This is a genomic window from Pseudomonas lundensis (assembly GCF_002269125.1).
GTDB lineage: Bacteria > Pseudomonadota > Gammaproteobacteria > Pseudomonadales > Pseudomonadaceae > Aquipseudomonas > Aquipseudomonas lundensis_A.
Genome location: NZ_NQKI01000004.1, coordinates 121621 through 144521 on the forward strand (window position 1 = coordinate 121621; position 22901 = coordinate 144521).

At 59.3% G+C, this 22901-nt stretch carries 20 protein-coding genes; 5 read left to right on the forward strand and 15 right to left on the reverse strand.

The genetic code is table 11. The features are described from left to right. The first annotated feature begins 107 nt into the window (after positions 1-107). Entirely contained in the window at positions 108-809 is a 702-nt protein-coding gene (gene aqpZ, locus CJF39_RS04510; RefSeq protein ID WP_094992342.1) for an aquaporin Z, read from the forward strand. An 18-nt stretch (positions 810-827) separates the two neighbouring features. Here the strand turns inward: aqpZ and CJF39_RS04515 are convergent, their stop codons facing one another. Beyond that, the gene (locus CJF39_RS04515) at positions 828-1952 is read right to left on the reverse strand and encodes a GNAT family N-acetyltransferase (RefSeq protein WP_094992343.1); all 1125 of its coding nucleotides are present in this window, start codon (positions 1950-1952) and stop codon (positions 828-830) included. Between the two features lie 357 nt (positions 1953-2309). On the opposite strand from CJF39_RS04515, the gene CJF39_RS04520 reads away from it, so the two are divergent. Beyond that, on the forward strand, positions 2310-3602 hold the full coding sequence (locus CJF39_RS04520; RefSeq protein ID WP_169963575.1) for a putative porin: 1293 nt from the start codon (positions 2310-2312) through the stop codon (positions 3600-3602). A 64-nt stretch (positions 3603-3666) separates the two neighbouring features. Here the strand turns inward: CJF39_RS04520 and CJF39_RS04525 are convergent, their stop codons facing one another. The 5 genes from CJF39_RS04525 to aceK all read right to left on the reverse strand — a co-directional run bounded on the left by CJF39_RS04525 (position 3667) and on the right by aceK (position 11674). Beyond that, positions 3667-3909, reverse strand: coding sequence for an anti-sigma factor family protein (locus CJF39_RS04525; RefSeq protein WP_094992345.1), 243 nt, complete (start codon positions 3907-3909; stop codon positions 3667-3669). Beyond that, positions 3903-4505, reverse strand: coding sequence for an RNA polymerase sigma factor (locus tag CJF39_RS04530; RefSeq protein ID WP_094992346.1), 603 nt, complete (start codon positions 4503-4505; stop codon positions 3903-3905). The genes CJF39_RS04525 and CJF39_RS04530 overlap by 7 nt, the downstream gene beginning before the upstream one ends. A 56-nt stretch (positions 4506-4561) precedes the next feature. Then, on the reverse strand, positions 4562-5683 hold the full coding sequence (locus CJF39_RS04535; RefSeq protein WP_094992347.1) for a beta-ketoacyl-ACP synthase III: 1122 nt from the start codon (positions 5681-5683) through the stop codon (positions 4562-4564). 204 nt (positions 5684-5887) lie between these two features. Then, entirely contained in the window at positions 5888-9799 is a 3912-nt protein-coding gene (gene hrpA, locus CJF39_RS04540; protein ID WP_094992348.1) for an ATP-dependent RNA helicase HrpA, read from the reverse strand. 165 nt (positions 9800-9964) lie between these two features. Next, positions 9965-11674, reverse strand: a complete 1710-nt coding sequence (aceK, locus tag CJF39_RS04545; RefSeq protein ID WP_094992349.1) for a bifunctional isocitrate dehydrogenase kinase/phosphatase — start codon at positions 11672-11674, stop codon at positions 9965-9967. Between the two features lie 135 nt (positions 11675-11809). Here aceK and CJF39_RS04550 point away from each other — a divergent pair, with 135 nt between their 5' ends. Continuing rightward, complete coding sequence (locus CJF39_RS04550) at positions 11810-12694, forward strand: DMT family transporter (protein WP_094992350.1); 885 nt, start codon at positions 11810-11812, stop codon at positions 12692-12694. A 61-nt stretch (positions 12695-12755) separates the two neighbouring features. On the opposite strand, the gene CJF39_RS04555 is transcribed toward CJF39_RS04550, so the two are convergent. The 3 genes from CJF39_RS04555 to cysK all read right to left on the reverse strand — a co-directional run bounded on the left by CJF39_RS04555 (position 12756) and on the right by cysK (position 16125). After that, a complete protein-coding gene (locus CJF39_RS04555) occupies positions 12756-13619 on the reverse strand; it encodes a DMT family transporter (RefSeq protein ID WP_094992351.1) in 864 nt (287 codons plus the stop codon). 319 nt (positions 13620-13938) lie between these two features. After that, positions 13939-14877 carry an aspartyl/asparaginyl beta-hydroxylase domain-containing protein gene (locus tag CJF39_RS04560; protein WP_094992352.1) on the reverse strand — a complete coding sequence of 313 codons (939 nt, stop codon included), beginning with the start codon at positions 14875-14877 and terminating at the stop codon, positions 13939-13941. Positions 14878-15150: 273 nt separating this feature from the next. Then, positions 15151-16125, reverse strand: coding sequence for a cysteine synthase A (gene cysK, locus CJF39_RS04565; RefSeq protein WP_094992353.1), 975 nt, complete (start codon positions 16123-16125; stop codon positions 15151-15153). Between the two features lie 211 nt (positions 16126-16336). Here cysK and CJF39_RS04570 point away from each other — a divergent pair, with 211 nt between their 5' ends. Both CJF39_RS04570 and CJF39_RS04575 read left to right on the forward strand, forming a co-directional pair. Then, positions 16337-17182, forward strand: coding sequence for an AAA family ATPase (locus CJF39_RS04570; RefSeq protein ID WP_094992354.1), 846 nt, complete (start codon positions 16337-16339; stop codon positions 17180-17182). Between the two features lie 19 nt (positions 17183-17201). Then, positions 17202-18380, forward strand: coding sequence for a vWA domain-containing protein (locus tag CJF39_RS04575; protein ID WP_094992355.1), 1179 nt, complete (start codon positions 17202-17204; stop codon positions 18378-18380). 30 nt (positions 18381-18410) lie between these two features. Here CJF39_RS04575 and CJF39_RS04580 read toward each other — a convergent pair whose 3' ends face one another. The 6 genes from CJF39_RS04580 to CJF39_RS04605 all read right to left on the reverse strand — a co-directional run bounded on the left by CJF39_RS04580 (position 18411) and on the right by CJF39_RS04605 (position 22828). Beyond that, positions 18411-19334, reverse strand: coding sequence for a biotin-dependent carboxyltransferase family protein (locus tag CJF39_RS04580; protein ID WP_094992356.1), 924 nt, complete (start codon positions 19332-19334; stop codon positions 18411-18413). Continuing rightward, positions 19331-20035, reverse strand: a complete 705-nt coding sequence (locus CJF39_RS04585) for a 5-oxoprolinase subunit B family protein (RefSeq protein ID WP_094992357.1) — start codon at positions 20033-20035, stop codon at positions 19331-19333. Before CJF39_RS04585 ends, CJF39_RS04580 begins: the two co-directional genes overlap by 4 nt. Next, positions 20032-20781: a 5-oxoprolinase subunit PxpA gene (locus CJF39_RS04590; RefSeq protein ID WP_094992358.1), complete on the reverse strand. Its 750-nt coding sequence runs from the start codon at positions 20779-20781 to the stop codon at positions 20032-20034. The genes CJF39_RS04585 and CJF39_RS04590 overlap by 4 nt, the downstream gene beginning before the upstream one ends. Before the next feature lie 193 nt (positions 20782-20974). Further along, positions 20975-21508 carry a DUF2937 family protein gene (locus CJF39_RS04595; RefSeq protein WP_094992359.1) on the reverse strand — a complete coding sequence of 178 codons (534 nt, stop codon included), beginning with the start codon at positions 21506-21508 and terminating at the stop codon, positions 20975-20977. 12 nt (positions 21509-21520) lie between these two features. Beyond that, positions 21521-22297 carry a class II glutamine amidotransferase gene (locus tag CJF39_RS04600; RefSeq protein WP_094992360.1) on the reverse strand — a complete coding sequence of 259 codons (777 nt, stop codon included), beginning with the start codon at positions 22295-22297 and terminating at the stop codon, positions 21521-21523. A 36-nt stretch (positions 22298-22333) separates the two neighbouring features. Then, positions 22334-22828, reverse strand: a complete 495-nt coding sequence (locus CJF39_RS04605; RefSeq protein ID WP_094992392.1) for an MFS transporter — start codon at positions 22826-22828, stop codon at positions 22334-22336. Between the last annotated feature and the right edge of the window lie 73 nt (positions 22829-22901).

Sequence of the window (22901 nt, forward strand, 5' to 3'; positions counted from 1 at the left end):
TGCCGACTGCTGTAATGAATAAAGGATTCGGAGGAATTCTGTCGTTAAACATGCAGGATGCGCCCAGTGATCACTGATAGATCAAGCCATCTATCCAGGACCCTGACATGAACCTGTTCAAACGCTCCATCACAGAGTTGATCGGCACTTTCTGGTTAGTCCTCGGCGGGTGTGGCAGCGCGGTACTGGCCGCTGCTTTCCCTGATGTCGGCATCGGATTGCTCGGGGTCGCGCTGGCCTTTGGTTTGACGGTGCTAACGATGGCTTTCGCTATCGGCCATATTTCCGGGTGTCACCTCAATCCCGCCGTGTCGTTCGGCTTATGGGTAGGCGGACGCTTCCCGGCCAAAGAACTGCCCGCCTACATCGGGGCTCAAGTTGTGGGCGGGATCATTGCCGCCAGCGTGCTGTATTTCATCGCCAGCGGTAAACCCGGGTTCGACCTGGCCGTCAGCGGGCTGGCTGCCAATGGCTATGGCGAGCACTCGCCGGGGGGTTATTCCATGACCGCAGGGCTGGTGTGCGAACTGGTGATGAGCAGCATGTTCATTCTGATCATCATGGGCGCCACGGATAAACGGGCACCGGCCGGGCTGGCGCCGATTGCTATCGGGCTGGCGCTCACCCTGATCCACCTGATCTCGATTCCCGTGACCAACACCTCAGTCAACCCCGCCCGAAGCACGGGACCGGCGCTGATTGTGGGAGGCTGGGCGATTCAACAACTGTGGATGTTCTGGCTGGTGCCACTGGTGGGCGCGGCCATCGGCGGGCTGACCTACCGATGGCTGGGCAAGGAACACCACTGACGCGCAACGAGGCGTGGCTCAGGCCTGCCGGTAGGGCAGCGCCGACCTCGCCTCTTCGGCGTAAGCCATCACGCCCACGCGTTCGCGCTCCAGAAAATCGCTGACAGCGGCTTTGAGCCCCGGATGCCGCAGGTAGTGCCATGAGTGCGTAATCACCGGTTCAAAGCCGCGGATCAGCTTGTGCTCACCTTGAGCGCCGGCATCGAAACGCTGAATACCGTGGGCGATGGCGTACTCCATGCCCTGGTAAAAACAGGTTTCAAAGTGCAGGCGATCGAATTCGGCCAGGCAGCCCCAGTAACGGCCGTACAGACTGTCGCCCCCTACCAAACTGAACGCCATGGCAACCGGTGTAGTGCCCTGTTTGGCCACTACCACGCGGATGGCTTCAGGCATGCGTTCGGCCAACAGGCTGAAGAACTCGCGGGTTAAATACGGGGTTTGTCGACGCACGGCGTAGGTGTGCGCGTAACAGGCGTAGACGAAATCCCACTGCGCCTCGCTCACCTGTCGACCTTCTAGCCACTCAAATGCAACTCCTTGCCCCGCGACCTGCTCGCGTTCCTTGCGCATTTGTTTGCGTTTGCGCGAACTGAGCGCATCGAGAAAGTCTTGAAAATCCCGGTAATCACGGTTTTGCCAATGAAACTGGCAGCCCAGACGTTGCAGCCAGCCGGGCTGTTGCGCCAGCGCGCTGTCTGCCAACGGGTCAGTGAAATTGATGTGCGCGCCGGACAGCCCTTCGACCTCCAGATAGCCGGGCAACGCCGCCAACAACTCACGCCCTTGCTCGGCACTGGCGGCCAATAGGCGCGGCCCGCTCACAGGACTGAAAGGCACGGCAGTCAACAGCTTGGGGTAATACTCAATACCCGCACGATCGCAGGCGTTGGCCCACTCGTGATCAAACACATACTCGCCATAGGAATGCCATTTGCGATAACTGGGCAACGCGGCCTGCAAGGTGCCGTCCGCGTAATGCAACAAATACTCGGGCTGCCAGCCTGAGTGCGGGTTCAAGCTGCCACTGTCTTCAAGCGCGCTGAGAAAAGCATGACGCAAAAAAGGTTGGGAGGTCGGGACCAAGGCATCCCATTCAGGGGCGCTGATAGCCGACAGACTGTCCAGACGATGTAACGGCATTGAGGGGCTCCGGCACGCGCTTCAGAGCGGCGATGGTATCACCCCGCCAGCGTTTGAAAACGCCCTTGAACACCTTGTGCCTGATAGCGACTACCGCAATAAACAGGGTCTGGGCGACACCTCATCATCCGACAACGCCTGCGAACCGAGGGCTGGAACGGTGTCACGGACTTGCTATCAGTTTGCCACTTTTCTGTCATATCCAGCCGCGATACTGGCGCCGCTTCTTAGAGCGCGGGGTTATGAGTGGACGGCTGCCAACACGCCAATAACACACTCGCCCCGCACCCATTTTGAGCCCACCAAGGGCCGTTTTTCCGGGGATGGTCATCGCCATTCCACCACTGGGAGATTCATATGCGTCTTGTATCTACACGGGTTGCGGCGGGACTATGTGGCGGCCTGGCGTTAGCCATGAGTATTCCGGCCAGCGCCGGGGTCGATGCCAAACTGCTGGAAATGCTCAAGGCAAACGGGTCCATCTCCCCAGGGCAATACGCCGAGTTGCAAACCGAACTCGCCAGTGAAAAACAGGCTCAGCAGGAAGCTGCCGCCAATCAGGTGAAAAAATCCGACCTCAGTGCGTTTGAACAAAAAGTGGCCTGGGCCGCCAAGACCGAGTTCAAGGGTGACGTGCGGGTGCGCCATGAAAACATCAAAATCGACGGCGAGTCCGACGGCAAGAACAAGGACCGCCAGCGTATCCGTGCACGCCTGGGGGCATACACGCAGATCAACCCGCAAGTGAACACCGGCATTCGTATCGCCACCGGCGGCGGAGACGATGCGCGTTCGACTAACCAGGACCTGGACAACTATTTCGACAAGAAACAGCTGTGGCTGGATCAGGCTTACATCGACTATCACCCGACCGCCGTCAAAGACTTGCACTTGATCGGCGGCAAAATGCCACAACCCTGGGTCAGCATCGGTGATGTGATCTGGGACAGCGATATCAACCCCGAAGGCGTCGCCGCGACGTACAAACACGACCTGGGTAACAGCGGTGTCGAAATGTTCGGCAGTGCGGGTTACTACACCCTAAAGGACAACGTCGACGGCGAAGGTGTGCAGTTTCGTCACGACCTGAGCATGTATGCCGGCCAGTTGGGTACACGTTTCGCACCCAACGACAGCCTCAAAGTAACCTTGGGCGGCAGCGTGTATGGCTACAAAAACGACGATGACAGCAAGTGCCCGACCACTGGCACCAAAACCACGCCGTGCGCACTGGCCGTCAATGGCAACAGCACCAGCGAATTCCGCCTGTATGAAGGTTTTGGTCAGGTCGACATCGCCAACCTGCCACTGCCTCTGTCGCTGTACGGTCAGTACGTGCACAACGCCGCCACCGACAGCGATCAGGACGACGCTTGGCTGGTGGGTTTCAAAAGCAAGCTGGATGCCTTCAGCCTGGACTACAACTACCGCGACGTTCAACGTAACGCCGTGGTCGGTGCCTTCACTGACTCCGACTTTGCCAACGGCACCACGGGCTCGCGTGGGCACAAGGTCAAACTGGGTTACGAAATCGACAAGAACTTCGGTGTCGGCGTGACGTACTACCTGACCAAGGCCGACTACGCCACCACAACGCAGAAAGACGCGAACACCAACACCCTGCAACTGGATGTAGAAGCCAAGTTCTAAACCACACTTGAATTAAAGAAACGGCGCCGTCGATCCCCTCTCATCCGTCGACGGCGCCTTGTCTTTAATCCCTTTGTTTGTGACCCGACCGCTCACGCAGCATTCGCTCAATCGTCGCATCCAGATCCGCTGGCGGCGCCTGCGGCAAGCGTTTGAGGGTGGCATTGAGCAACCGCATTTGCTTGATGAACCGACGGCAGTTGGGACAAAACAGTAAATGATGACGCACCAGCAACCGCTCACGAAAGGTCAACTGGCCATCCAGATAGTCACTTGAACGCGCTACTTGCTGCTTGCAGGTCAACATTCACCGGTTTCCTCGAAATGCTCCACCGTCGCAAAGACTTTAAGCCGGGCCCGATGTATCAGCACCCGGGCATTAGAGAGCGTTATCTGCAGCAGATTACAAATCTCTTCCAGCGCCAACCCCTCGCGCTCACGCAACACCAGCACACTGTTTTGCAACTGCGGCAGGCTGAGCAGCGTGTGCTCCAGGCACTCGCGCAGTTCGTCCTCAGTCAGCAAGGCTTCCGGGGTGTCCTGATGCCAGGCAAACGGCGCCAACAGCCAATGGCCATCACTGGAGAAACGGTCATCGTCAACACTGCCGTGGGGCGACGGCAGGTCATCGAGTAGCACTTCGCGCCGGTTCTGCTTGTAACGGTTTTTGGCAGCGTTGGCCGTGATCGTCAGCAACCAGGTTTTCAGGCTGGAACGGCCTTCGAATCCATCCAGGTTGCGCACGACCGACAGCCAGGCGTCCTGCACGGCTTCATCGGCGTGACGGGTGCCGACAATCGCAAACGCCACGGCACGCATGGCGCCTTGATAGGTGCTGACCAGTTCGCGAAATGCGCGTTCTTCACCGGCCAACAGGCGGGAAAGCAGTTCAGAGTCAGCCATCAGGCCTCACAATTGCAGGGCCGCTGCCACACGCGGGCAACGCCCCTGCGACGGGATTAACGCTTGCGCAAGATCACGCTGCCGATGGAGTAGCCCGCACCGAACGAACTGAGAATGGCCAGCGCGCCGCCGGGCAAGTCGTCCTGGTATTTGTGGAAGGCAATCACCGACCCCGCCGAACTGGTGTTGGCGTAGGTATCAAGAATCACAGGTGCTTCTTCAACGGAGGCTTCACGCCCCAGCAAACGCTTGACGATCAGGTGGTTCATGCTCAGGTTGGCCTGGTGCAGCCAGAAACGCTTCACGTGCGCCACGTCCAGCTGGTTTTCTTCCAGGTGCTGCCCGATCAGTTCGGCCACCATCGGGCACACGTCACGGAACACTTTGCGCCCTTCCTGCACGAACAGTTTGTCCGGGCTGTCAGCAGGTTCGTCCGAGGCGCGATTGAGGAAACCGAAATTATTGCGGATGTTGTTCGAAAAGGTCGTCAGCAACTTGCTGCTAACGATGTCGAATTGATGCGCAGAGGTTGCCAGGTCGGCACGTTCGATGACCACCGCCGTGGCGGCATCACCAAAGATGAAGTGGCTGTCGCGGTCACGGAAGTTCAGGTGGCCGGTGCACACTTCCGGACTGATCAAGAGCACCGCGCGGGCCTGGCCCAACTGCACACTGTTGCTGGCGGTCTGGATACCGAAGGTCGCGGACGAGCAGGCGACGTTCATGTCAAAACCAAACCCCTGAATGCCCAGCGCGTGTTGCACTTCAATAGCAATGGCCGGGTACGGGCGTTGCAAGTTGGAACACGCCACGATCACACCGTCGATATCAGCAGCGGTTTTGCCTGCGCGCTCCAACGCCTGTTTCGCCGCGCCAACCGCCATTTCGCAGAGCACCGACATTTCGTCATTGGAGCGCTCCGGCAAGCGCGGGCGCATGCGCTGCGGGTCAAGGATGCCGTCCTTGTCCATCACAAAGCGGCTTTTGATGCCGGACGCTTTTTCGATAAAGGCCGCGCTGGATTCAGCCAGAGGCTGGATCTCACCGGCTTCGATGGCAGCCGCGTGTTCGGCGTTGAACTGTTGCACATAGGTATTGAAAGACTGCACCAGCTCTTCGTTGGAGATGCTGTTGGCCGGGGTATACAGGCCGGTGCCGCTGATGACGACGTTATGCACGGTCGTTCCTCTGTTCTGTTCAAGCAGAAAATATTGGTACTTTCGTACCAAATCATAAAAGGACTCACCCCGGACAAGGGAAGTGAAGTGCCTTGGGTCCTGTTCGTGTCTGGATGTTATAGCCGCGAAGTTTGCCATAAACGGCAACATTTGCGTTATAGCCGCAATGATGCCCCTGACCCTGTAAAGGGGCCAGGGTGATGGTTAAGCCTCTACCTGACTCCACTGCTTGCTCAGGCGTTTGTCAGAAATCGGCACCTTGGTGCCCAGCTGCTGACCGAACAGCGACACCCGGTATTCTTCCAGCCACCAGCGGTACAACTCCAGTTGCGGGTCGCGCTTGCCTTCCTGCGCATGCTTGGTTGCTCGGGCCTGATACTGCGCCCACAGCCCGCCGAGTTCGCCACTCCACACCCGGTCTTTTTGCACCTGACCCGGCAGTTTTTCCAGGCGCAACTCAATGGCCTTGAGGTAACGCGGCAGTTCCTTGAGCCACATCGGCGGGGTTTCCCGAACAAATCCCGGGTACACCAAATGGCTCAGTTGCTGCTTGATGTCATTCAACGCCACGGCTTGGGCCAGGTCGATCTTGCCTTTGAAACGCTTTTGCAGGCCGTGCCACAGTGTGAGGATCTCCAACGTCAGCTTCGCCAGTTTCTCCGCATGCTCCGTCCAGCCTGCGCGCTTGCGCTCGGCCAGCGAAGCCAGCCCGGCGCCATCACGAGGCAGCACGGCCTCGCCCTCAAGAATGCAGCTGTCGAGGCTGGCCAGCAGAATGTCTTCCACCAGACTGTCGACCCGTCCCAACTCACGGTACAGCAAGCCCAGCTCGGTCAGCCCCGGCAACTTGCCCCGCAGGAACTTCGCAGGCTCCGACAACTGCTGCATCAACAAGCGTTGCAAGGCGCGTCGATGCTGGTATTCCGCCTCGGCCGGGGTCGAGAATCGACCTTCCTTGACCGTATTGCCCTCTTCTACCAGCGCCGGGTACACCGTCATTGAAAGACCGGCAATCTTTTGCTGGGTTTTCTCCGCCACCGGGGCAAATACTTTGGCTTCCACGGGCTGCTGGCTTTTGGCGCTCTGCGGCACCGCAAGGGCGGCCTGGCTGGCTTCAGCGAATCGCGCGGTCAGTTCGGCCAGATCGCGGCCCTCGCCAAGGAACTTGCCATTGGCGTCGACGATCTCCAGGTTCATCCGCAGATGGCTTTCGACCTGCTGCGCGGCCTCGGCCCACGCCTCATCACTGACCCGCGCGCCCGTCATGCGCAGCAGTTCACGTCCTAGCGCCTGTGGCAACGAGCCCTGACCAAACTCCATACGCTGTAAGGCAGCCTTGACGAAGTCCGGCACCGGCACGAAGTTTTTGCGCAAAGCCTTGGGCAGACTGCGCACCAACGCAATGCACTTGGCCTCGATCATACCCGGCACCAGCCATTCCAGACGCTCGGGCGGCAGAACAGACAGCAGCGGCGCTGGCACTTTGACTGTCACGCCGTCACGGGGGTGATTGGGCTCAAAGTGATAACTGAGTTCCAGCGTCAACTCCCCCAGCCGCAACGTGTCCGGGTAATGCTGGGCGGTAATTTCAGTGGCCTCGCGGGCCAGCACGTCTTCTTCTCGCATGATCAACAGCTGCGGGTCTTTCTGGCTGTTGACCCGGTACCAGCTGTCGAAGGTCGCGGTCTGATGGATCTCGGCGGGCAAGCGCGCGTCGTAGAACGCAAACAGCGTCTCTTCGTCCGCCAGAATGTCACGACGGCGGGCTTTGGCCTCCAGTTCGTCGAGCTGTTCCAGCAACCGGGCATTGGCCGCCAGGCACTTGGCCCGCGACTGGATCTCACCGCGTACAAGGCCTTCGCGGATAAACAGCTCGCGGGACAACACCGGGTCAATCGGCCCGTAATGCACAGGGCGACGGCCCACCACGATCAAACCGAACAGCGTGATTTGCTCAAATGCCACCACTTGGCCGCGTTTTTTCTCCCAGTGCGGCTCAACGTAATTCTTTTTGACCAGATGCCCGGCCAATGGCTCGATCCAGTCCGGTTCGATCTTGGCCACCATGCGCGCATACAGCTTGGTGGTTTCCACCAGTTCGGCGGTCATCAACCATTGCGGGCGTTTTTTGCCCAACCCCGAAGACGGGTGAATCCAGAATCGACGCTGACGCGCGCCCAGATAATCGCCGTCTTCCGACTTCTGTCCGATCTGGCTGAGCAAACCCGACAACACGGCTTTGTGCAGTTTCGGATAATCCGCCGGTTCTTTATTGACCGACAGTTGCAGATCACGGCAGATCAGGCTCAGTTGGCGGTGAGAGTCGCGCCACTCGCGCAAACGCAGGTAGTTCAGGAAGTTCTTGCGGCACCAGTTGCGCAGAGGGCTGGCGGTCAGCGCCTGGCGCTGCTCTTCAAAACCACGCCACACATTGATCAGCGCCGCAAAGTCCGAATCCACATCCTTCCATTGCGCGTGGGCCTGATCGGCCGCCTGCTGACGCTCCGGTGGACGTTCGCGCGGGTCTTGCACCGACATCGCACTGGCCACGATCAACACTTCCTGCAAGCTGCCGAGCTTCGCCGCTTCAAGCAGCATGCGCCCCATGCGCGGGTCGACCGGCAGGCGCGCCAGTTGGCGCCCCAGTGGGGTCAGCTGGTTCTCGCGGTTGACCGCGGACAGCTCCTGCAACAGGTTGAAGCCGTCCGTGATGGCTTTGCCGTCTGGCGGTTCGATGAACGGGAACGCGGTTATTTCCCCCAGACGCAAGTGCAGCATTTGCAGGATTACCGCAGCGAGGTTGGTGCGAAGAATCTCGGGATCGGTAAATTCCGGGCGCCCGTTGAAGTCTTCTTCGGCGTATAAACGCACACAAATCCCCGGCTCAACCCGCCCGCATCGGCCTTTGCGCTGATTGGCGCTGGCCTGGGAAATGGCTTCGATCGGCAAACGCTGGACTTTAGCCCGGTAGCTGTAGCGACTGATGCGCGCGGTGCCGCTGTCGATCACGTAGCGAATGCCCGGCACCGTGAGGGACGTTTCCGCCACGTTGGTCGCCAGCACCACGCGGCGCCCAGGGTGTGACTGGAAGATCCGCTGCTGCTCGGCCGGAGACAGTCGGGCATACAACGGCAGGATTTCAGTGTGCTTGAGCTGGGCTTTGCGCAGCATGTCGGCAGCATCGCGGATTTCACGCTCGCCGGGCAAAAACACCAGCACGTCGCCGGGGCTTTTGCGCTCATGGCGTTCATGGGCAGCAATTTCGTCCAGCGTCGCAATGATCGCCTGATCGACGCTCAAGTCCTCTTCGACGCTGTTGCCCTCCTCATCCTGCTCCGAGGTCAACGGGCGATACCACGTCTCGACCGGGAACGTGCGGCCAGACACTTCCACGATGGGCGCATCGTTGAAGTGCTTGGAAAAACGCTCCAGATCGATGGTGGCCGACGTAATGATGACCTTGAGGTCCGGACGCCGGGGCAGCAGGATTTTCAGGTAACCGAGCAAAAAATCGATGTTCAGGCTGCGTTCGTGGGCTTCGTCGACGATGATCGTGTCGTAGCGTTCCAGAAAGCGGTCGTGCTGGGTTTCGGCCAGCAGAATCCCGTCGGTCATCAATTTGATCAGCGTGTTGGAATCGCTTTGATCCTCAAACCGCACCTGATAGCCGACCAGCGCGCCCAACGGCGTACCCAGCTCTTCGGCCACGCGACTGGCCACGCTTCGGGCCGCGATGCGCCGGGGCTGCGTATGGCCAATCAAACCGTGCTGACCGCGCCCGATTTCCAGACAGATTTTCGGCAACTGGGTGGTTTTGCCCGAACCGGTTTCACCGGCCAGAATCAGCACTTGATGCTTGAGCAGCGCGGCCTTGATCTCATCGCGCTTGGCGGCGATCGGCAAATGTTCGTCATAGCGAATCAATGGCACACTGGCCGCCCGCGCTGTCACCTGCGCGCACGACGCCTCGACCCGCGCTACCCAGGCTGCCAGCTTGGCGTCGTCCGGTTTTTTGCGCAGCTCGTGCAACTGCCGACGCAGCTTGTGGCGGTCGGCAATCATGGCGTGATCGAGGTTTTTCAACAGCTTGTCGATAGCAGGCGATTCGTCAGTCATCAGGTGCGTAAAAGTCTTGGTAAATGCAGGGGGCGGATTGTCGCAGATTTAGGGTGCCAAGCACGAATCTGTAGCAAAACGGGGCTAATTTTAAGGTAGCAACGAGGCGTCAAAAAACGCCAACCCTGTCAAATTCTCTGAGAGGTGCAAGGTCGTCCGATACCCTCACCCCCGACGCCGATAAGGAAACACGTCCATCACCTTGCCAGACGCGATGGAGGCTTGGAGGCCTTTCCAGTAATCGGCGTCGTAGATCTCGCCGTGCAGCTCGTCGAACAAACGGCGCTGGCGGGCATCGGCAAACAGGAACGGCGGAAACTCTTCGGGGAACACGTCCAGCGGGCCTATGGAATACCACGGCTCGCTGGCCATTTCGTCTTCAGGGGTGCGCGGTTGGGGGATGTGGCGGAAGTTGGCTTCGGTCAGAAAGCAGATTTCGTCGTAGTCGTAGAACACCACTCGGCCGTGGCGGGTGACACCGAAGTTTTTCAACAGCATGTCGCCTGGGAAGATGTTGGCCGCCGCCAGTTGTTTGATCGCCAGCCCATAGTCGTCGAGGGCTTCACGGATTTGCGCGGGGTTGGCGTGTTCCAGGTACAGGTTGAGCGGGGTCATGCGCCGCTCCGTCCAGCAGTGGCGAATCAGTACCGTGTCGCCTTCAACTTCAACCGTGGAGGGAGCCACGTCCAACAGTTCGGCCAGGCATTCGGGTTCGAACTTGCTGAGCGGAAAACGGAAATCCGCGAACTCCTGGGTGTCGGCCATGCGCCCGACCCGATCCACGCTTTTGACCAGCCGGTATTTCTCGATGACCGTGGCCCGGTTGACGTTTTTCGAGGGTGAAAACTTGTCCTTGATCAGTTTGAACACGGTGTTGAAGCCCGGCAGGGTAAACACGGTCATGACCATGCCGCGCACGCCGGGGGCCATGATGAAGCGGTCATCCGTGGTGGCCAGGTGGTTGATCAGGGCGCGGTAGAACTCGGACTTCCCGTGCTTGTAAAAACCGATGGAGGTGTAGAGTTCGGCAATGTGCTTGCCCGGCAGGATGCGTTTGAGAAAGCCGACAAACTCCGCAGGCACTGGCACGTCGACCATGAAGTACGAACGGGTGAAGGAGAAGATGATCGACACCTCGGCTTCATCGGTGATCAAGGCGTCAATCTGAATGCCCCGTCCTTCGCGGTGCAGCAGCGGGATCACCAGCGGCCACTGTTCGTCGCGGGTGTACAGACGCCCCACCAAGTAGGCCCCTTTGTTGCGATACAACACCGAGCCAAACAGTTCGATGTGCATGTCCGGGTCTTTGCACACCCAGTCGGGCAGATTTTCACGCAGGTGTACTTCCAGCCTTCGCACATCCTCTGGTAAATCGGCGTACGGCTCGCTGAACGCAAAGTCACTGAAGATCTGCGTGAGTGTGAGGCTTAACTGCCCTGCAGGGCGATATGTCCGGGTTTGTGCGGCCCGCGGCTGACGCAAGGCCGGGCGCGTGGTGTGAATAAACATGCACTCGTCGCTGATCAGGTCGTGGCTGAACAGGCTGCAAAACGTTGAGTTGTACCACGTCTCGGCCAACTCATCGTCCAGCCGCGGGTCAATCAGCCAGATGTAAGCGCGCTTGACCAACGGCCACTGGCTGGCGTCCAGCAACCCCTGTTCACCGAACGCCGATTGCAAGCGCTGGCTGACCTGACTGACTTTTTGCTCGTAGAGGTTGATCCGTGCCGCTGAAGCCTCCTGCGCGTCCTGCCACAGCGCACCTTCAAAACGGGCACGGGCACCGTCAGTGATGTGCCGAAAGTGCTCACGGTAATCATCGAAGCCATCGAGAATCAGTGTCGCGATGGCGTCGGCCGGCCAGGTACGGGGCATGGGTGAACCTCTGCACGAACGTCGTTGATGGGGGTGTTCGCCTGAGCTTAGAGGCCAATTGTTACCAGACGCAACCATTGCCTTGTGCGCTGCATCCCCTACACTGCCCGCCACAAAACGCGTAAGGAAACAACCGTGAAACTCGTCGATATCGTGCGCATGCTGTCGCTAGCAGGCATTTGGGGCGCCAGCTTTTTGTTTATGCGGATAATCGCACCGGTTCTCGGCTCCCTACCGACCGCTTTTTTTCGTGTGTCCATCGCGGCCACCGGCTTGTTGGTCATTCTGGCGCTGATGCGCGTTAGCTGGAATTTCGGCGGTAAGTTCAACGTGGTGCTGATTCTCGGGGTCATCAACTCCGGCATACCGGCCACGTTGTATTCCGTGGCAGCCCAAGTGCTACCTGCCGGGTACTCAGCCATTTTCAACGCCACCACGCCGCTGATGGGGGTGTTGATTGGCGGTCTGTTTTTCAGCGAAAAACTCACGCTGACCAAAATGGCGGGGGTGTTTTTGGGCCTGCTGGGGGTGGGTATTCTGACCCGGGCGGGGCCTGTCGCGTTTGACATGGATTTGCTGATGGGCGCCCTCGCCTGCTTGCTGGCTACGACCTGCTACGGTTTCGCCGGCTTTTTGGCGCGCCGCTGGCTGGATCAACAAGGCGGCCTGGACCCGCGACTTTCGGCGCTGGGCAGCATGCTCGGGGCCACGCTGTTCCTGCTGCCGCTGTTTGCGGTCAGCCTGATCCATCAGCCACCCGCCAGTTGGGGCGGGATGAGCGTGTGGTTGTCTCTGTTGGGGTTGGGCCTGTTGTGCACAGCGTTTGCGTACATTTTGTACTTCCGGCTACTCACCAGCATCGGCCCGGTCAAGTCCATGACCGTGACCTTTATGATCCCGCCGTTCGGCGTGCTGTGGGGCGCGCTGTTTCTGGACGAACCGTTGTCGATGGCGCATGTGTATGGCGGGCTGCTGATCGCCGTGGCGCTGTGGTTGGTGCTCAGACCCGCCCGGCTTTGACAAAGGAATGAAGCACGCTGCGAAGCAAGCCGAAGGCTCCCTTCGCAGCCTGGGTCAGCGATTACGCGGTTTTACGAAACACAAACATCAGGCCAACGATGATCATGGCCATGCCCAACAGGCTCAAGGCTGCGAGGGTATTGCCGAAAATCACGTAGTCCAGGACCGCCGTGACAGCAGGCACCAGGTAAAACAGGCTGGTGACATTGACCAGGTTGCCCCGCGCAATCATCCGGTACAGCAACAAGGTGGCCAGCACCGAGACCACCAGTCCCATCCACAACACCGGTATCACAAATCCCGCGCTGTACTGAATGCTGAAGGGTTGAAACGGTACAAACAGTGCACATGCCAGCAACCCGGCGAAGTACTGCACCGGCAAGGTGCCCAGCGGGTTATCGGTGATTCGCTTCTGCATCAGGGTGCCAAGGGTCATGCTCATCAACGCAAGTACCGCCAATAGCATGCCCTGCCATGACATCCCGGCCAGACCGATGCTTTGATAGACCACCAGAATCAGCCCGGCCAACCCCAGAAACAACCCCAGCAGTCGACTCCAGGACTGGCGCCGCTCCAGGATCACGGCGGTCAGAATCGGTTGGACGCCCATGACCGTGGCCATCACACCCGGCGTGATGTGCAGAGCCAGCGCCAGCATATAAAAAATCTGGTAGGCGCCCAGCAAGACGGCGCCCGTGACCAACGCATACCACACCGCTCGAGCACCTCGCGGACGCTGGAGCTTGAGCAACGGGATCAATAGCACCAGCGCCAGTAACGCGATGGCAAAGCGAATCAACAAAAAAGCGAAGGGCGACGCGTGGGCCAACCCCCACTTGGAGAAAATCGCGCCGCTGCTCCACAGCAACACAAACGCACAGGTGGAGGCAGCCGCCAGCGCGGATTCTTTTGAGATCGAAAACATGAGTAACACCTGTCATCAGGCAAAAAAGCCAACTCAGCCAAGGCTGAAGTTCAGTGGTTTTCAGACGGGTACGGGCAACCGACGACTCGGCTCAGCCCGTCACAACACCCGGTGGCGATACGACCACGTACACCACAGTGCTGCTGACAGGAGGGGGATAGTGACTGATCTGCCCCGGTTGCTGATTCGCACACGGCACTGCGTCAGCAGTGACTGCTGAATTGACAACGCGGCGTGGAAGGGAAACCGGCATGAGCTGATCGCTGTGAAGGGTAGTGAGCGCCGACTATAACCAGCGCCCGATACAATTTGCAATACGTTAACCGAACAACCAGCGCCACAGCAGCACCAGCACCAGCACCGCCAACACCGGGCGCAAGATGCGGTACAGCTTGGGGTTACGGCGTTTCCACTGCTTGACCACGCCACTGAAGCGATCGCTGAAGCGTTTGCTCCATGCGTAGGCTTTGTTGATGCCGCCTACACGTTCGTCATCCAGGTTTTGCGGCGCGGTGGCTTTGCCCAACTGAGCGCTGACCCAACGGTTGATGTTGGTCATGATGCGGTTGGTCAACGGGCGCTCCACGTCACAGAACAGGATGACGCGGGTGATGTCGGTTTCGTTTTTGACCCAGTGCACGTACGTCTCATCGAACATCACGTCTTCGCCATCACGCCATGCGTACTCCTCGCCGTCCACAAAGATGCGGCACGCATCGGAGTTGGGCGTCGACAGCCCGAGGTGATAACGCAGCGAGCCGGCAAACGGGTCACGGTGCGGGTTGAGGTGACTGCCGCCCGGCAACAGCGCAAACATCGCGCCTTTGACGTTAGGAATGCTGTTGACCAGCGCCACGGTTTTCGGGCACAGCAGCTCAGCGGAAGGCAATGGCTTGTCGTACCACTTGAGGTAAAAGCGCTTCCAGCCTTTTTTGAAGAAAGAACCGAAACCTGCGTCGTTGTTCTTTTCGGCGGCGCGGATATAGCCTTCGTCGAACAGGTGCATGGCTTCTTCACGGATTTCCTGCCAGTTGTCCTTGAGGATATCCAGCTCGGGGAATTTGCTGCGGTCCAGATAAGGCTTGGAAGGCACACCGGAGAACAGGTACATCAAGGCGTTGTACGGCGCGAAAAAAGCGGAGTGGTTGACGAACTGACGCAACACCGGCAAACGCGCCTTACCGCGCAAATGCACGTAAAGGATGCTGCCGACAAACAGCAGTATCAGCCCTGCCTTGATGGCGAAGGATAAGGTCATGCAACAACTCCTCGAAAAAACTGTGCGGCACCGATAGCCCGATGTGGCAGCCGGGCATGATAAACACTACCGGCGCAGGACAAAACCCGCGTTATCCAACATTCAGTGTTAAGCATTACGTAACAGCGCATTAAATAGCATAAGCCGAGGGGAAATCGCTTGATGTGAGTCAGGCAAAGCCCGTTGCAGACGCAGGGTGCGAAAGGTGCGATGCGTGCACAAGAACGCTTTGCACTCCCCCTTCGCAGCCTGCAACAGCAACTACAGTGCGTCTTACTGCTCGAGTTCCTGCTCACTGAACAGGTCGCTGAACAAGAAGCTCGACAGGTAACGTTCGCCCGAATCCGGCAGGATCACGACAATGGTTTTGCCCTGCATTTCCGGCTTTTCAGCCATACGCACGGCCACCGCCATGGCCGCACCGCAGGAGATGCCGCACAGGATGCCTTCTTCATCCATCAGGCGCCGCGCCATCACCTTGGACTCATCGTCACTGACCAGTTCGACCTGATCGACGATCGACAGGTCGAGGTTTTTCGGCACAAAACCGGCACCGATGCCCTGGATTTTGTGCGGCGCAGGCTGAATTGCCTGACCGGCCAGCGCCTGGGTGATGACTGGCGAAGTGATGGGTTCAACGGCAACTGACATCAGCGGTTGACCCAGTGTGTGCTTGATATACCGCGAAATACCCGTAATCGTGCCGCCCGTGCCCACGCCTGACACCAGTACATCGACACGCCCATCGGTGTCGTTCCAGATTTCAGGGCCAGTGGTTTTTTCGTGGATTGCAGGGTTGGCCGGGTTTTCGAATTGTTGGGGCATAAAGTATTTCGATGGGTCGCTGGCCAGGATTTCAGCAGCCTTGTCGATGGCGCCTTTCATGCCTTTGGCCGGTTCAGTGAGCACCAGCTCGGCACCCAGCGCCTTGAGCACTTTGCGACGCTCAAGGCTCATGGATGAAGGCATGGTCAGCATCAGTTTGTAACCGCGTGCAGCGGCCACAAAGGCCAAGCCGATACCGGTATTGCCCGACGTGGGCTCGATGATGGTCATGCCTGGCTTGAGCACACCGCGACTCTCGGCGTCCCAGATCATGTTGGCGCCTATCCGGCATTTAACCGAATACCCCGGGTTGCGCCCTTCGATCTTGGCCAGAATAGTGACGCCACGGGGCCCGATGCGGTTGATCTGTACCAGCGGCGTATTACCGATGGATTGAGCGTTATCTGCAAAAATGCGACTCATGACGGGGGGTCCCTTATGCACTTTTCGGAAAGGCTTCAAGGGTAGGCTTCGTGTTCGCGTGCGTCCAGTCATGCCGTGACGGCCCGTTCACAGACTGAATGAGGCGTTTGCGTTCACGCAACGCGGGTGCCGCGTTATAGTCGGACCTGCTTTTTTATTAGTCACCCGCCCTGCCCTGTGCAGACCGGGGTTATGGTTTGAGGATGTGCAGATGAAGTTTGAAGGTACCCGCGCCTACGTGGCCACTGATGACCTGAAGCTGGCGGTCAACGCGGCCATCACCCTGGAACGCCCGCTGCTGGTCAAAGGCGAGCCCGGCACCGGCAAGACCATGCTGGCCGAGCAACTGGCCGAGTCCTTCGGTTGCAAGCTCATCACCTGGCACATCAAGTCCACCACCAAAGCCCATCAGGGCCTGTATGAATACGATGCGGTAAGCCGCCTGCGCGACTCCCAACTGGGCGTCGACAAAGTCCACGACGTGCGCAATTACCTGAAAAAAGGGAAATTGTGGGAAGCCTTTGAGGCCGAAGAACGGGTGATTTTGCTGATCGACGAAATCGACAAGGCCGATATCGAGTTCCCCAATGACTTGCTGCAAGAACTCGACAAGATGGAGTTCTACGTTTACGAGACCGACGAAACGATCAAAGCCAAGGTGCGCCCGATCATCATCATTACCTCCAACAACGAGAAAGAGCTGCCGGACGCCTTCCTGCGCCGCTGCTTCTTCCACTACATCAGCTTCCCGGACCGCACCACCCTGCAAAAAATCGTCGACGTGCATTTCCCCGACATCAAGAAAGAACTGGTCAGCGAGGCGCTCGACGTGTTCTTCGATGTGCGCAAAGTGCCCGGCCTGAAGAAAAAACCGTCGACTTCGGAGCTGGTGGATTGGCTCAAGCTGCTAATGGCCGACAACATTGGCGAAGCGGTATTGCGCGAGCGTGATCCGACCAAGGCCATCCCGCCGCTGGCGGGCGCGCTGGTGAAAAACGAGCAGGACGTGCAATTGCTTGAGCGCCTGGCGTTCATGAGCCGTCGCGGCAATCGTTGATGGACCCGAGGCGATAAGCATGTTGCTGAATCTGTTCAATGAAATGCGCGCAGCCAAGGTGCCGGTCTCGGTGCGTGAGCTGCTGGACCTGATCAATGCGCTCAAACACCGGGTGACCTTCGCCGACATGGACGAATTTTACTTTTTGGCGCGCACCATTCTGGTCAAGGACGAGCGCCACTACGATAAGTTTGATCGCGCCTTCGGTGCTTATTTCAACGGGCTGCAAACCCTCAATGAACACCTTGAAGCCTTGATTCCAGACGAATGGCTGCGCAAAGAGTTCGAGCGCTCGTTGAGCGATGAAGAGCGTGCGCAGATCCAGTCGTTGGGGGGCCTGGACAAGCTCATCGAAGCCTTCAAGCAGCGCCTGGAAGAGCAAAAGGAACGCCACGCCGGGGGTAACAAGTGGATCGGCACCGGCGGTACCAGCCCGTTCGGTTCAGGTGGCTACCACCCCGAAGGCATTCGCGTCGGTGATGCCGGAGCGCGCCAGGGCAAGGCGGCAAAAGTCTGGGAACAGCGTGAGTATAAAAACCTCGACGATCAGGTCGAGTTGGGCACGCGCAACATCAAAGTCGCGCTACGCCGCTTGCGAAAATTCGCACGCCAAGGCGCGGCAGATGAACTGGACATCGACGGCACCATCGACCACACCGCCCGCGACGCCGGCCTGCTGAATATCCAGATGCGTGCGCAGCGGCGCAACTCCATCAAGCTGCTGTTGCTGTTCGACATTGGCGGCTCGATGGACTCCCATGTACAGATCTGCGAAGAGCTGTTCTCAGCCTGCAAGACTGAGTTCAAACACCTGGAGTACTACTACTTCCATAACTTCATTTATGAATCGGTGTGGAAGAACAACCAGCGGCGTCAGGTTGAGCGCATTGCCACCCAGGACGTGCTGCACAAATACGGCGCTGATTACAAAGTGATCTTTATTGGCGACGCGGCCATGGGCCCTTACGAAATCACCCATGCCGGGGGGAGCGTGGAGCACTGGAACGAAGAACCGGGTTACCTGTGGATGCAGCGTTTTATGGAGAAATATAAAAAGCTCATCTGGATCAACCCGTACCCCAAAGACACGTGGAACTACACCGCCTCAACACGCATCGTGCGGGATTTGATTGAAGACCGCATGTACCCGCTGACGCTGGAGGGGCTAGAAGAAGGGATGCGTTTTTTGGCGAAATGAAGCAACGCACCCTCCTCGCCGGGGTGAAGTTCAGACGCGCTTGACGCGCTGCATCCATTCCACCTGTTGGCGCTGCGCGGCTTCCTGCGTGGTCGGGTGCAGCGACACACGTTGCCCCGGCAAACATTGTGCCAGCCGCGCCAATGAGAGCGGCGTCAATGCCCCCAGTCGCGGGTAGCCACCAATGGTTTGTCGGTCATTGAGTAACACGATGGGCTGGCCATCTGGCGGCACTTGCACCGCCCCCAACGCAATCCCTTCGGAAATCATCGGTGGCCCTTGATACACCAGCGTCGGCCCCAGCAAACGGATGCCCATGCGGTCGGCGCGGCTGTCGAGCACCCACGGGCAATTGAAGGCGTCGAACGTGCTTTGCCCGCTGAAATCGCCGATCTGTGCGCCCATGATCATGTCCAGCAACGGGGCGCCGGTGAACGCGGGAATCCAGGCGTGATTCATTTCACGTAATGCCGACCGGGCGTCCCTGAAGCCCAGTTCGGCGCCTTTCTCCAGCGCATTCCCCCTGCCATCCGGCCCACCCAACTGCTCCCGGGCGACCGTGGCGCAACTGCCCAACACACGCGGCGCGTCGAAGCCTCCCGGCGCGGCCAGGTAGGCTCGAGCACCGTCGAGTGGCTGCGCGAAACACAGGGTCTGCCCCTGGCGCAGGCTGAAACTGCGCCACGGTTTGAGCGGCTGGCCATCCACAGTGGCGGCCAGGTCCGCGCCCGCCAGCGCTAACGTGCAATCGCACTGAGCCATTACGCTAAAACCGCCCAGGGTGATTTCAATCACCGCTGCCTCCAGCTCATTGCCCAACAGCCAGTTGGCCCACGTCATCGACTGCCAATCGGCCGCACCGCCTTGGGTCACGCCCAAATGCCGGACCCCAAAACGCCCTGCATCCTGCAACTGGCATAACGGGGTGCTGGCCTGAATCAACAATTGGCTCATGCCAAGGGCTCCTGTGGGGTGTCGTCGCCGCCCAGGCGGATGAATTCGCTATGACTGATTGGCTCGAACTGCACGCGGTCGCCGGGTTGCAACAGGCTGTACCCCTCTCGCTCCCGGTCAAACAGCCTGACCGGCGTGCGCCCGATGAGGTTCCAGCCGCCGGGCGACTGGGCCGGATAGGCCGCCGTCTGGCGTTCGGCAATCCCGACACTGCCCGCTGCCACCCGTTTACGCGGTGTGTTGAGGCGTGGCGCAGCCAGCAGCTCGTCCACCAGCCCCATGAAGGCAAAACCGGGGGCGAACCCCAGCGCGAACACCTGATACGGACGCTCGCTGTGACGGCGAATCACTTCGCGCTGCGACCACCCCGTGCGCTGCGCCAGCAACGTCAGTTCGGGCCCGACGCTCAGGTCGTACCACACCGGCAACACATGGCATTGGCCACGGTCCCGGGTTTCGGGTTGCAGGTCGGTCATTGCTTGATGAATGAGTTCGCGCGCCTGGGCCGGGCTCAGCGCCAGCCCGTCGTAGTGAATCATCAACGTGGTGTAGGACGGCACCAGATCGATCAGAAAACCTGCAAAGCCGCTGCGCACCCGCTCTGTGGCGGCCAGCATCCACGGCATGTTGTGTTCAGCAATCTCGTCGAACAGCCGCAACATCAGGCAGTCGATGGCTACCACCTCAATACGCGGCTTCATGCCGATTGCCCGTTGAGGGCCATACGGATGTGCTGCACGGCGGCCACCGAACTGGCGTTGTCGCCATGCACGCACAACGTGTGAGCGTGCAGGTGCAAGGGGCTGCCATCAATCGCTGTCAGCGGTTGGCCTGCGGCGAGGGTCAACGCTTGCTGAACGATCCGCTGCGGCTCGTGGTGCACCGCGCCCGGCAGTTGACGCGAGACCAGGTGCCCGGCCGCGTCATAGGCGCGATCGGCAAACGCTTCAAACCACAGGGTGACGCCAAACTCATCGCCGATGGCGTGTGCGACGCTGTTATCACGGGTCGCCATCAGCATCAGCGGCAGGCTCGCGTCGTAGGCCGCAACAGCCTGCATCACCGCGCGCAACTGCTCGGGGTTGGCCATCATGTCGTTGTAGAGCGCACCGTGGGGCTTGACGTAGCTGACGCGAGTGCCCTGAGCACGGCAGATGCCATCCAGGGCGCCGATCTGGTAATGCAACAGGTCTTGCAACGCCTGCGCGGTATAAGCCATGGAGCGGCGGCCGAATCCTGCCAGATCCTGATACGCCGGATGGGCGCCGATCTGCACCCCGTGCGCCAGCGCCAGCGCCACGGTGTTGCGCATGATCCCCGGATCACCGGCATGGAAGCCGCACGCGATGTTGGCGCAATCAATGAAGGGCATCACCTCGGCATCCAGGCCCATGGTCCAGCTGCCAAAACTTTCACCCATGTCGCAGTTCAATAACAGGCGGCTCACGATGATGCTCCTGTGGTGTTTTTTATAATTTAGAAGTAGGACATTTTTCGACAGGCGTACGCTGTTCGTCCAACTAATAAAAGCCGGACACCGGGATAAAAAAAATTGATTGCCGTGGGGGGCCGCTATTTAGCGGCTACCGAACCGCCGGTGCGCGATGGCCGGCTCAGGCAGCCACGACGGGTTTAGAGGCTCAGTAACTGCGCTCACGGCGCGCAATGCGTTCGCGCTGACGCTTGCCGCCCAGCACCACCCAATCAATGAGCCGCAACACCCCTTCGATGACGAAGGAAAACAGCAGAGCCCCGGCCATGGCCCAGCCAATGGCGGTGGGCGACAGCAGCACCTGATAGGTGTATGCGTCGAAGGTTTCCTGACGAATCGCAGGATCTGCCGCATATGCCACTTGCAGGGCGCGCATGTACCACGGCCCTTGCATGGCCTGGAACTGGTTATCCAGCAGGCGTTGACGGGTCAACAACGTATTGAGGCTTGACGCATCGCTGCGAAACACAGGGTCTTCGCTGGCCTGATAGTGCGCCACCAGTGCTTGCAAGTCGCCGTTGAAAAACTGGTTGGCGGTGTTTTGAAACCCGGCCAAACCGGTTTGCGCTTCAATCAGGTGAGCTTCCACACGATTGGCGTAGTCATTGATAAAACCCGGCACTTGCACGCCGATCAACAAGCCCAGGGTGAACAACACCAACCGCAGGTAACTCAGGAACATGCTTGCCCATCCTTATTCGGTTGTGCCCTGGCTGACGCATTCGCCGCGTCGCCACAAGCCCCACTGGCCCGGCGCATAGCGCGTCCAGGTTTCGTTTTCGGTCAACGGTTCGGTGGCGATGACCGTCACCACGTCATTAGGGGTGGTTTCTGCCTGAAAATCCACGATCACGTCGACATCTTTAAGCCGCGCCGGGCCAAAGGGCGCTCGACGGGTGATGTGCGCCAGTTTGGTCGAGCAATAGCAAAACAACCAGTCGCCATCACTGAGCAGGCAGTTGAAAACGCCTTTGCCGCGATACTCCGCACACGCCGCCACCAGCACCGGGAGAATGGTTTCGACGTCCACCGGCTCCGGGAACGCTTCGCGTACCCGATTAAGCACGTCGCAAAAGGCGGCCTCGCTGTCGGTGTCGCCTATCGGCCGATAGAAACTGACGGCCGGATTGAAGTCAGCCAACTGACCGTTGTGGGCGAAGCACCAGTTGCGCCCCCACAGTTCGCGCACAAACGGATGGGTGTTGGACAGGCAGACCTTGCCGACATTGGCCTGGCGGATGTGGCCAATGACCACTTCGCTTTTGATCGGGTAGCGCTGGACCAACAGTGCGACTTCGGAGTCGCAACTGGCAGCCGGGTCCTGAAACAGACGCAGCCCGCGCCCCTCGTAGAATGCAATGCCCCAGCCGTCGCGGTGCGGGCCGGTACGCCCGCCGCGTTGCATCAGGCCGGTGAAGCTGAACACAATATCGGTCGGCACGTTGGCGCTCATGCCCAGTAATTCACACACGCTCGCACTCTCGCATTCAGGCTCGACGGAAAAAAGTTACAACCTGGGTTCAACCCGGGTAGTACCGCTGACCCGCGGCGTTACCGGACGGCCGTAGCGGTCGTCTCCAGCAGTACCGAAGAGCTGATCGTCTTCAGGGTCGTGTTGGCGGGCCTGCTCGGCCGCCGCCGCTTGCGCACGTCGGGCTTTGCTCGCGCGCTCAATGGGCCAGCGAATCAGCACAAACAGCCCGTACAGGCAAAACGCAATGATGGTGTACATCAACAGGTCGGACACGGCCCGCCATGCGTTGTTGCCCACCTTGAACGCCAGATCGAGGGCGGTGATGGCGATCGCAGGTGCAAACTTTTCTTTGACAGGGTCAATGATGGTCGGACTGAACAGCAGCACGGCCATCAGCACCCGCAACGGTTCACGCAACCAGCGCCACATGAAGCGGGTCAGGCGGCACCCTACGAGCAGGCAGCCCAAAGCGGCTAAGGCATAAAGGCCCCAGGCGATCAGATAGTCGTTCTCGGTCATGGTATCCATGGTCGGCAGGCAATGAGGCGCTATGATAACGGCTTTTAGCCAGTGCGGCTGCCCCGCCGTCAGCACGGCGTCT

What these genes read in the sequence shown, in the direction of transcription:
- CJF39_RS04580 (WP_094992356.1), bottom strand. Translation starts at nt 19,334, where the DNA reads ATGAGCCAATTGTTGATTCAGGCCAGCACCCCGTTATGCCAGTTGCAG.
- CJF39_RS04585 (WP_094992357.1), bottom strand. Translation starts at nt 20,035, where the DNA reads ATGAAGCCGCGTATTGAGGTGGTAGCCATCGACTGCCTGATGTTGCGG.
- CJF39_RS04530 (WP_094992346.1), bottom strand. Translation starts at nt 4,505, where the DNA reads ATGGCTGACTCTGAACTGCTTTCCCGCCTGTTGGCCGGTGAAGAACGC.
- aceK (WP_094992349.1), bottom strand. Translation starts at nt 11,674, where the DNA reads ATGCCCCGTACCTGGCCGGCCGACGCCATCGCGACACTGATTCTCGAT.
- CJF39_RS04515 (WP_094992343.1), bottom strand. Translation starts at nt 1,952, where the DNA reads ATGCCGTTACATCGTCTGGACAGTCTGTCGGCTATCAGCGCCCCTGAA.
- aqpZ (WP_094992342.1), top strand. Translation starts at nt 108, where the DNA reads ATGAACCTGTTCAAACGCTCCATCACAGAGTTGATCGGCACTTTCTGG.
- CJF39_RS04575 (WP_094992355.1), top strand. Translation starts at nt 17,202, where the DNA reads ATGTTGCTGAATCTGTTCAATGAAATGCGCGCAGCCAAGGTGCCGGTC.
- CJF39_RS04560 (WP_094992352.1), bottom strand. Translation starts at nt 14,877, where the DNA reads ATGACCTTATCCTTCGCCATCAAGGCAGGGCTGATACTGCTGTTTGTC.
- CJF39_RS04525 (WP_094992345.1), bottom strand. Translation starts at nt 3,909, where the DNA reads ATGTTGACCTGCAAGCAGCAAGTAGCGCGTTCAAGTGACTATCTGGAT.
- CJF39_RS04595 (WP_094992359.1), bottom strand. Translation starts at nt 21,508, where the DNA reads ATGTTCCTGAGTTACCTGCGGTTGGTGTTGTTCACCCTGGGCTTGTTG.
- CJF39_RS04570 (WP_094992354.1), top strand. Translation starts at nt 16,337, where the DNA reads ATGAAGTTTGAAGGTACCCGCGCCTACGTGGCCACTGATGACCTGAAG.
- CJF39_RS04605 (WP_094992392.1), bottom strand. Translation starts at nt 22,828, where the DNA reads ATGGATACCATGACCGAGAACGACTATCTGATCGCCTGGGGCCTTTAT.
- cysK (WP_094992353.1), bottom strand. Translation starts at nt 16,125, where the DNA reads ATGAGTCGCATTTTTGCAGATAACGCTCAATCCATCGGTAATACGCCG.
- CJF39_RS04555 (WP_094992351.1), bottom strand. Translation starts at nt 13,619, where the DNA reads ATGTTTTCGATCTCAAAAGAATCCGCGCTGGCGGCTGCCTCCACCTGT.
- CJF39_RS04520 (WP_169963575.1), top strand. Translation starts at nt 2,310, where the DNA reads ATGCGTCTTGTATCTACACGGGTTGCGGCGGGACTATGTGGCGGCCTG.
- hrpA (WP_094992348.1), bottom strand. Translation starts at nt 9,799, where the DNA reads ATGACTGACGAATCGCCTGCTATCGACAAGCTGTTGAAAAACCTCGAT.